General features: G+C 44.5%; 9 protein-coding genes. 4 read left to right on the top strand and 5 right to left on the bottom strand.

Features of this window, described 5'->3' with window-relative positions:
* Positions 1–409 precede the first annotated feature (409 nt).
* Genes AB4653_RS18695 through hemC form a run of 4 tightly spaced genes read right to left on the bottom strand, consistent with a single transcriptional unit; the run spans position 410 to position 4,505 of the window.
* Complete coding sequence (locus AB4653_RS18695; protein WP_102258047.1) at positions 410–1,591, bottom strand: heme biosynthesis protein HemY; 1,182 nt, start codon at positions 1,589–1,591, stop codon at positions 410–412.
* Positions 1,591–2,817, bottom strand: coding sequence for a uroporphyrinogen-III C-methyltransferase (locus tag AB4653_RS18700; protein WP_009848203.1), 1,227 nt, complete (start codon positions 2,815–2,817; stop codon positions 1,591–1,593). Before AB4653_RS18700 ends, AB4653_RS18695 begins: the two co-directional genes overlap by 1 nt.
* Before the next feature lie 18 nt (positions 2,818–2,835).
* Positions 2,836–3,564 (bottom strand): uroporphyrinogen-III synthase, encoded by a 729-nt coding sequence (locus AB4653_RS18705; RefSeq protein ID WP_009848204.1) that lies wholly within the window; start codon positions 3,562–3,564, stop codon positions 2,836–2,838.
* A 2-nt stretch (positions 3,565–3,566) separates the two neighbouring features.
* Positions 3,567–4,505, bottom strand: a complete 939-nt coding sequence (gene hemC / locus AB4653_RS18710; protein WP_009848205.1) for a hydroxymethylbilane synthase — start codon at positions 4,503–4,505, stop codon at positions 3,567–3,569.
* Between the two features lie 344 nt (positions 4,506–4,849).
* On the opposite strand from hemC, the gene AB4653_RS18715 reads away from it, so the two are divergent.
* Positions 4,850–7,378: a class I adenylate cyclase gene (locus tag AB4653_RS18715; protein ID WP_009848206.1), complete on the top strand. Its 2,529-nt coding sequence runs from the start codon at positions 4,850–4,852 to the stop codon at positions 7,376–7,378.
* 71 nt (positions 7,379–7,449) lie between these two features.
* Here AB4653_RS18715 and cyaY read toward each other — a convergent pair whose 3' ends face one another.
* Positions 7,450–7,764 (bottom strand): iron donor protein CyaY, encoded by a 315-nt coding sequence (gene cyaY, locus AB4653_RS18720; RefSeq protein ID WP_009848207.1) that lies wholly within the window; start codon positions 7,762–7,764, stop codon positions 7,450–7,452.
* Between the two features lie 75 nt (positions 7,765–7,839).
* On the opposite strand from cyaY, the gene lptM reads away from it, so the two are divergent.
* From lptM to dapF, 3 genes are all read left to right on the top strand, one after another.
* Positions 7,840–7,956 (top strand): lipoprotein, encoded by a 117-nt coding sequence (lptM, locus tag AB4653_RS29125; RefSeq protein WP_407829960.1) that lies wholly within the window; start codon positions 7,840–7,842, stop codon positions 7,954–7,956.
* Positions 7,957–7,997: 41 nt separating this feature from the next.
* A complete protein-coding gene (gene lysA / locus AB4653_RS18730; RefSeq protein ID WP_009848209.1) occupies positions 7,998–9,251 on the top strand; it encodes a diaminopimelate decarboxylase in 1,254 nt (417 codons plus the stop codon).
* An 11-nt stretch (positions 9,252–9,262) separates the two neighbouring features.
* A partial coding sequence (gene dapF, locus AB4653_RS18735) for a diaminopimelate epimerase (protein ID WP_372104966.1) occupies positions 9,263–9,960 on the top strand: 698 nt, incomplete at its 3' end.

The following is a 9,960-nucleotide window of genomic DNA, read 5'->3' on the forward strand; positions in this document are numbered from 1 at the left end:
AACCCCGGCTTTAGCGTTTTATAGTTGGAATATTGATGGCCATTTAATTGCTAATTCAGCGTGATTTAACGTGGCTTTCGGTCTGTTGGTGAATATCTTTAAATGTGTTCTCTCAAAGTGAGCTCCTTTTACTCTTCAGCTTACAGGCGTCATACCTCTCGAGCCTCTTCTAAGAGCTTGTATATAAAAATCGTAAAACTACATATAGACACAATTAGTGTCGTTCTCCGTTTGTTTGGGAGGCTTTATTACGCTATTTCATAGTTACTTTTGTGCACTAGGTTTGGTGGCGTTGGACGGGTAGGGTTCGATGAGTTTGGTTTATAGGTGTTGTAGAAGTTATCTAGGGGCAAATAACAGATACAAAAAAGCCGATGCTAGACATCGGCTTAGTTTGAGTCGTTTTGAATTACGCTGGTTGAACGAGAGCGAGTGCTTTACGAGAAACCTCGTGAGCTGCTTTCGTTAAGTTTTGCTTCTCTAGGGCATCAGATAGGTATCCGTAATCTGAAACATTTGAGCGAAGTGCTAGTGCTTTTTCAAAGTGACTTTGTGCTTCTGCCCACTTCTGTTTTCTTAGGTAGAATTGAGCCAATGCGCTGTGTGCTTCGGCATTGCCACCATCTTTACTGATAGCACGCTCTAGCATCACAACTACTGGGTGGTGATCGGCAAGATTTAGCTCAGGAAGCAACATATAGAGCTCATTTGAACCACTCTTCGCAATGTTTTCTTTAATCACTGTGAAGGCTTCTGAATCAGCTTTACGAGCGATCAGTTGCTTCACAAAACAAGAAACAAGGTGAGAGCTTTGTTTTTGCTTTCTTGAAAGCTTATTCCAATGACTGATTAAACCTTCGCTACCTTGCTGCTGTGCCACATCGTGAAGCAAACCACATTGAGCTTTCTGTTCCAGCTCAACTTGTTCATCAGGTGTAAGAAGCTTGTTCTTAGCCAGCTTAGGCGTTAGCTCTAACAGTGGCTGCCACAGCTTAAGCTGCATGTAAGTGGCTTTTAGCAGGCCAAGTACGGCGGTGTTATTCGGGTACGAACCTTTCAATGTTGAAAGTGTATCGAATGCGGCTTCGTAGTTCGACTCACTGATCTGTTGTTTTGCTTTCGTTAGCTCAACGGCCAATAGAGAGTCCTCTTGTTGGCTAGCAAGCTCAATGTACTTATCACGCTCACTTGTATTGCCTTGTTCGTGAGCAGCTTGAGAAGCGACTAAATAACAAAGTAGCGGCATGTCGTGGTGGTTAGCCCAACGAGTTACCTTCTTCTCTGCGCCTTTCCAGTCACCTTCAAGAAGCTTGATGATGCCTTCATTGGTATAACGACGAGAGCGCTTTAGTTTACGAACACTGAACCAGTTCCAAGTTGTCGAGCTTGCGTACATAAGCTTTTTAAATAGGTACTCTAAGCCGAATAGAGCCGCTAGAAGAGCAATGACAAAGATAACCAGTGTTGTCACGCTCATCTCAATGGTTTTATTCGCAATTGAGATCAGAACGTAGCCTTGTTGACCAGAGAACTGAGTACCAACAATTAACCCAGCACCTAGAACGAGAAGAAGAAAAATCCAACGAATCATTATTTTTCCTCCGTGGTCATAACGGTGACTTCACGACGTAGGCGTTCACGTATCACGTCTGATAACTCATTTTGAGACTCAAGTTTCACAGGGTATTTCACAGAAATATTCTGCTCGCTCAGCTGCTTAATTGCCTTCTCAAACTCAATCACTGAGTTGTTATCTTGGTTTAGGTACGACTTCGACCACTCGTTAGCTGTTTGTAGTGCAGCACTGTAGACATCACCTTGTTCTTTGTAGATAGCACGAATTGCGGTCTCTAGTTTGCCCTTGATATTCTCACGCAGGTAAAAGTGTTGCTCAGGAGAGAGTAGAGGAATAACTTCACCATCACGACTGCGGAATGTGATGAAGTTTTCTGAAAAGTCTTTCATCGACGTCATCAGGTTGTTCTGCCAGTCATTAATATCTTGAGATACGGCTTTTTTCTCAACAACGGCAGCCTCAGGCAGGATTGCATTGGCAAGCGGCAGCGTATCGACTTGTTGTTGTAGGCTTGTGATGCGTAGAACTAAGCCATCACGGTCGATAAGAGGAATAGTGCGAAGCTTAGTAATGTCATTGGTCATTGATTGACGAAGAGAGACCAAGCTTGGGTCATTCAGTGCGGCGATACGTTGATCGGCGCTTTCCATTAGTTTGGTTGCACTAACGGCATCATGCTCTAGGAACAGTTTACGTCCTGCTAGTTTCACAAGGTAATCAGCTTCAGCAAGCAACCAGTCATTTGGACGGCGACCTTTAACATCAGCAACCGCTAGCTGTAGGCTTTGAATGCTCTTCTGTTGCTGAGATTGCACGACTTGAGTTTTCTCCACCGCATGTGATGCTTCTTGGATAGTCTCTTGCTTGATGGTTTGTAGATCTTTATTTACCGCAGATTGGGTATTTTGCAGTTGTGCTTGAAGAGCAGCGATTTGAGCCGAGTATTCAGCGCTCTTTTGCTGCATTTGAAATGCGATACCGCCACTGAAGATAATTGAAATCGCGATCGCAATAGCGCCTAGTTTTACACCGCGCTTACCTTGCTTTTCTGCTCTCTCTATTTGCTCTTTATGCTCAGCTTGAGGCTGTTCATTTTGAGCGGTATTTGACGCAGAGGCATCAAGTTTTTGTTCAGGCTGTTTTGTCTCTGTAGAGTCAGCTTTTTCGTTTTCAACAACTACTGGCTGAGTGTCTTGTTTCTTTTCAGGTTCAATATGCTCATTATTTTTTTTGCTTGTCATGCTTATTTCCTGTTCTAGCTAGGGCCGGAGAGCAGCCAGTAATATTTGGTTCGTAGCACTGTGAGTATTGGTCACGTTTGAGAAGCCGAGTTGTTGTGCTCGTTCTACAATGCGCTGGCTTGGGACAAATAAATGTCTTGTTGAAAGCCAAGCCAAATACTCATCAGGGGTAATTGAGCAGAGATACTCCAATTGTTCCTGACTAGTGATGACAACTTTGGACGTTTTTTTGTTTATCCATGTTTGATAGGTATTGTGGTCGCTAATAGGAATATATTCTCTACGGTAGGTCTCACAATAAGAGACTTTTGCACCTCGATTGAGTAGAGAATCTCTAATGAGCTCACGCCCACCATTTCCACGCAGTATCAAAATGGATTTATTATCTACGCCATTAAGTTCAGTAAGTTTGAGAAGATGTTCACTATCACTCACTTTGGGATAGTTTACTTTTTGTTTACTAACTTTGCTTAAAACGTGCGCAGTTTTTTGACCAACGCCAAGATAAAGCGGCGAAGTTGGCCAAATAGATGAAGTTTTCGAAAGGATGTTTTGGGCAGCGGTCACGGCGTGGTGACTGACTGCAATAATGATATCGCTGTTATTAAGCTGGGTGCTTAAATCCGATGAGTGTGGATTATCAACGATACGAATAAGCGGATGATGGATTGCTTGAATCCCTTCATCCGCTAGTTGTTGGCAAAGCGATTGTCCCTCTGAACCGGGACGAGTCACCAACACTGTCATAGTTATTCTTGGTCTGCGTATAGCTTGGTTAAGATTTCTCTCGCGCCATCATCCAGCAATTGATTTGCCAGAGTAACGCCAAGTGCTTCTGCATCTTTGCGAAGGCCAGAGATCTCACCACGAACCATTTTAGAACCATCTGGTTCGCCTACTAATGCACGTAGCCAGATATTATCGCCATCTAATAATGAGTAGCTACCGATAGGAACCTGACAACCACCTTCTAGAGTTAGGTTCATTGCACGTTCGCATAGCACACGATCGGCTGTGTCTTTGTGGTTCAGTGGCTCAAGAAGCTTGATTAGACGTTCATCATCTAGACGACACTCAATACCAACAGCGCCTTGCCCTACAGCAGGTAGAGACTGTTCAGGTTCGATAAAGCTACGGATACGCTCTTCTAGCTCTAATCGCTTAAGGCCAGCTGCTGCCAGCACGATAGCATCGTATTGACCATCATCGAGTTTACCTAGACGAGTACCAACGTTGCCACGCAGCTCTTTAATGATGAGATCTGGGCGATATTCTAGCAACTGACATTGACGACGCAGGCTGCATGTACCTACGACAGCACCTTGTGGTAACTCATCGATGTTGTTGTAAGTATTTGATACGAAAGCATCACGAGGATCTTCGCGCTCACAAATAGTTACTAGACCTAGACCTTCAGGGAAGTCGACCGGTACGTCTTTCATTGAGTGAACTGCGAGGTCAGCACGACCTTCTAGCATTGCTACTTCAAGTTCTTTAACGAATAGCCCTTTACCGCCTACCTTAGCAAGTGGCGTGTCTAGGATGATGTCACCTTTGGTCACCATAGTTACCAACTCAACCTCTAAACCAGGGTGAGCAGCTTGCAGTGCATCCCTTACAAAGTATGCCTGCCAAAGGGCAAGAGGGCTTTTTCTGGTCGCGATACGAATTGGTGCTGAATTTGTCATGGTGTTTCCGATATAGGTTCTGTAATAGGCTAATCCTACCATTGTGAGGCGAAAATTCTTACTGTTTGATCATTCGATACTTTGATAGCAGAGGGAATTTCATGAGTTCACCAAAATAGTGTGATTGGTATCTCATTTGAAACATGGGCTATTATTAGAAATAGTCAATAAAGAGGACACTACGGCGCCGCGAGTTTTACTTTCAGTCATCAAGGGATTCGTAAGTATGACGGCGTCCTTTGCTTTACCGATAAGGGTAAAAGTGTTAAATTGATCACGTTTTGTTGCTGCTTTCGTTCAGTAACTAAACAGAAGTACACTTAATCTCAAACCAAGGACTTACCTTGCAGGCTTACACTCAAACTTTGATTCAACGATTAGACAATCTAAATCAGCAGCGCATTGATCGTGCGTTGGCGTTGATGAATGTCCAGGGCCAGCGAGTTTTTAACCTTATCCCCGCGCTGCTTCACTTCAATCATCCGATGATGCCTGGTTATTATGACCAACAAGTTCCTTTTGGAATTCGTAGCTTCACGCTTAATGAATTCCAAAAGCAATTTGTCTCTGATACTGAATTAACTCTGGGCGGAAAACTTACCGAGGCCGCTGAACCAGCAATCTTGGGTTTGTACACCATGGGCAGCACTTCGTCTATTGGTCAAAGTACCTCAAGTGATCTTGATATCTGGGTGTGTGTATCTCCAGATATGGATGGCGCATCTCGCGATAGCCTGACCAATAAATGTCTGCTTATTACTGATTGGGCTGAAACCTTAGGGGTTGAAGCGAACTTCTTTTTGATGGATGAAGAGCGTTTCCGCTCGAATCATTCTGAAGAGATGACCGGTGATAACTGTGGTTCTTCACAGCACTTACTACTGCTTGATGAGTTCTACCGCTCAGCCGTTCGTTTGGCTGGCCAGCGTTTGTTGTGGCAAATCATCCCGCCAGAAATGGAGGAGTGCTACGACGAGTATGTCCAAGGTTTATGTAACGATGGTTATCTTGATTGCTCGCAGTGGATCGATTTCGGCAAGCTGAACAGTATTCCTGCTGAAGAGTACTTTGGTTCAAACCTATGGCAGCTCTATAAGAGTATCGACTCACCGTATAAATCGGTGTTGAAGGCGATCCTGCTAGAAGCTTATTCATGGGAATACCCAAACACCCAGCTTCTTAGTATTGACACCAAGCGTCGTTTCTTCGCAGATGAACCTGATCTGTATGGCATGGATAGCTACTATCTGATGCTTGAGAAGGTAACTCGCTACCTAGAACGTATCAACGACCATACTCGATTGGATTTGGTGAGACGCTGCTTCTATCTTAAAACCCACGAGAAGTTGTCACGAGATGCGGGTATTGGTTCTGTCGCATGGCGTCGTGAAGCCTTAACCGAGATGACTAAATCTTGGAACTGGGGACATGAAACCATTGCTGAGCTCGACAACCGCCGTAACTGGAAGGTTGAGCAGGTTAAAGTGGTGCACCATGCGCTGCTTGATGCATTGATGCTTAGCTATCGTAACCTGATTCAATTTGCACGTCGTAACGACATCACTTCAGCTATCAGCCCGCAAGATATCAGTATCTTGGCACGTAAACTTTACGCTGCGTTTGAGGTGTTACCAGGCAAAGTGACGCTACTGAATCCACAAATATCCCCGGATCTCCATGAGCCTGATTTGAGCTTTATCGAAGTTCGTCAGGGTCAGTCAAATAAAGCGGGTTGGTACTTGTACAAACAGCCTTTGATTGCACATCGCATTCTCGGTCAGCCTTCACTTGAGCACCATGAGTACTTGAGTAAGTTGGTTGCTTGGTCATTCTTTAATGGTTTGATTACGGAGTCGACGCGTTTGCACTCTGTGGTTCGTGACGCCCACATTGATATCGATAAGTTCTATCAAATGGTGAGCGATCTACGTAATACCTTCTCTTTGCGTAAGCGTCGTCCGAGTATGCAGGCACTGGCGAGCCCGTGTGAGATAAGCCAACTGGCGATGTTCATCAACTTTGAAAATGACCCGACGTCTGAATTAAGTGGTCGCGCATTAAAAGTGGATCTTAAGAATGCCGATATTTTCAGTTTTGGTGAAGAAGGTAAGAGCTTAGTCGGTAGTGTCGATCTGGTTTATCGGAACTCTTGGCATGAAGTTCGTACACTTCATTTCCAAGGCGAAACCGCGATGTTGGACGCGCTGAAGACGGTACTGGGTAAAATGCACCAGGATGCGTTGCCGCCAGAGTCGGTCGATGTGTTCTGTTACAGCAAAAACTTACGCGGTGTGATGCGTAATATGGTGTATCAACTGCTTGCCGAGTGTATCGACTTGCGATTAAAACCAATTGAGCCAGAGAAGCGCCGCCGATTTAAAGCTATTCGCCTGGCAAACAAAATGTTTGGTCTGTTCTTTGAACGTCGTGGCGTTTCGGTGCAGATGCTGGAAAACTCGGTCGATTTCTATCGTAGTATCTCGACGAATAAGCTGAAGGGCTCACCTTTACTGATGCTCGATAAAGAGCAAGAGTATCAGCTACCAGAAGTGGTTGATGGTTTTGCGAGTGAAGGTTTAATTCAATTTTTCTTTGAGGATACCGACAAAGGTTTCAATATTTATGTATTGGACGAGTCGAATCAGGTTGAGGTGTATCACCAGTACAGCGGTGAAAAAGATGAGATGATCGCAAGCGTGAATTCTTTCTACACTTCAGTAAAAGATGAGTCAAAGGTGTCGTCTAAGTTGATTAACTTTAACCTACCTCAGTACTACCAAATTGTTCACCCTGAAGAAGGTAACTCTTATGTGGTGCCATATCGTAACGATGCGACTTTAGCTTCTCGGAGCTCAAAGATAGTCAATATCTAGTCTTACCAAGACTGATTGATATTAAAAAAGGAGTGATTGATTCACTCCTTTTTAGTTTTGCTTACAAATGATTAGACCCAATTAATCTCTTCATCTGCGTGCTTTTCGCACTCTTCTTTGACCATCTCAAACAACGCCATGCCCGTCTTTGAACATGTCCACTTGTCGTCAACTAGCTTGAAGTGAAAGCCGCCAGATTTAGACGCTAACCAGATCTCACGCATTGGTTCTTGGCGATTGATGATAATTTGGCTGCGGTTTTCAAACTCCAACGTCATTACGTTACCAGTCACTTCATAATCAATATCTGCCTCTGATTCATCGATCGCTTCTTCGATGTTTTGCATCTGTATATCGACCAGCTTATGAAATTCAGTCTCGTTCATCCTTTCTATCCTATTGCTTTTCCTGAGTGTGGTGCGATTATAGGGGGCATTGAGTTAATAATCACGATGTGCAAAATGAAAAAACTAATTACAGCTCTGTTTATGGTGTCCGTTATTGGACTTTCTGGTTGTGGTCAAACGGGTCCTTTGTATGATCCTGATGAAGTTCAACAGACTGAACAATCACAATAAGTGAAAAACGCAGAAATCGTTATTTATAAGGGATAAGAACTTTGGATTACTTCAACTATCAGGAAGATGGCCAGCTTTGGGCTGAGGACGTCGCACTTTCACAACTAGCAGAGCAATATGGTACACCGCTGTATGTATATTCTCGTGCCACATTAGAACGTCACTGGAACGCATTTGACTCATCGGTAGGTGAGCACCCGCATTTGGTGTGTTACGCCGTTAAAGCTAACTCGAATCTAGGCGTGTTGAATACCTTAGCTCGTTTGGGTTCTGGTTTTGACATCGTTTCTGGTGGTGAGCTAGAGCGTGTGGTTGCTGCAGGTGGCGATCCGGCGAAAGTTGTTTTCTCTGGTGTCGGCAAAACAGCCGCAGAAATGAAGCGAGCGCTTGAGTTGAACATTAAATGTTTCAACGTAGAGTCTGAGCCAGAACTGGAGCGACTGAATAAAGTGGCCGGTGAACTTGGAGTTAAAGCGCCGATTTCACTGAGAATCAACCCTGATGTTGATGCCAATACTCACCCTTATATCTCTACGGGTCTGCGTGATAACAAGTTTGGTATCGCCTTCGATCGTGCTCCTGCTGTTTATGCGTTTGCTAAAACACTCGATAACTTGTCTATCCATGGTATTGATTGCCACATCGGCTCTCAGTTAACCGATATCGAACCTTTCATCGATGCCACTGATCGCTTGCTTGCGTTGATCGACCAACTACGAGCTAACGATATCAACATCAAGCATCTTGATGTTGGCGGTGGTTTGGGGGTGGTTTATCGTGATGAATTACCACCACAGCCTTCTGACTACGCGAAAGCCTTGTTGGCTCGCCTAGACAATCATTCTGATCTAGAGCTGATTTTCGAGCCTGGAAGAGCGATTGCGGCTAACGCTGGTGTATTATTAACAAAAGTCGAGTTCCTTAAGCCAACAGAGCATAAGAACTTTGCCATTATCGATGCGGCAATGAACGACCTGATGCGCCCTGCACTTTACCAAGCTTGGCAAGATATTGTTCCAGTTAGCCCGCGTCAGGGTGAAGCTGTGACTTACGATTTAGTTGGCCCTATATGTGAAACGGGTGACTTCCTAGGTAAAGATCGTGACCTTGTTCTTGAAGAGGGCGATTTATTGGCTGTTCGTTCAGCAGGTGCTTATGGCTTCGCTATGTCATCTAACTACAACACTCGTTCGCGTGCGGCAGAAGTGATGGTTGATGGCGATAAAACTCATTTGGTTCGTCAGCGTGAAGAGCTTACGAGTCTGTGGGAACTTGAAAACATTCTTCCGGAGTAATTTTAAGCGTTATGCACTTCCACTTTTCTAAAATGCATGGTTTGGGCAATGATTTCATGGTCGTGGACTGCATTACTCAAAATATGTTCTTTTCTCCAGATTTGATCCGTCGTTTGGCGGATCGTCACACTGGTGTGGGTTTTGACCAGCTACTTGTAGTTGAAGCTCCCTATGATCCTGAAACTGACTTCCATTATCGCATATTTAATGCAGATGGCAGTGAAGTTGAGCAGTGTGGCAATGGTGCACGTTGTTTTGCTCGATTCGTTCGCATGAAAGGCTTAACGAATAAGTACAGCATCAACGTGAGCACCAAGAAAGGGAAAATGGTTCTTAAGATTGAAGACAATGATTTAATCACTGTCAACATGGGTATTCCTGAGTTCGAACCGGGCAAGATTCCATTTAAGGCGAAGCAGCCAGAAAAGACGTATATCCTAAGAACGGATGTACACACCTTGTTCTGTGGTGCTGTTAGCATGGGTAACCCACATGTGGTTACCGTAGTTGATGACGTCGATACAGCAGATGTGGATACCTTAGGTCCGCTGCTTGAATCTCACGAACGTTTTCCTGAGCGTGTTAATGCTGGCTTTATGCAAGTGGTTAACCGTGAAGAGGTTCGCTTGCGCGTCTACGAACGTGGTGCGGGTGAAACTCAGGCGTGTGGCAGTGGCGCATGTGGTGCAGTTGCTGTTGGTATAACACA

Source organism: Vibrio sp. 10N.222.48.A3 (assembly GCF_041475345.1).
Classification (GTDB): Bacteria; Pseudomonadota; Gammaproteobacteria; order Enterobacterales; family Vibrionaceae; genus Vibrio; species Vibrio tasmaniensis_A.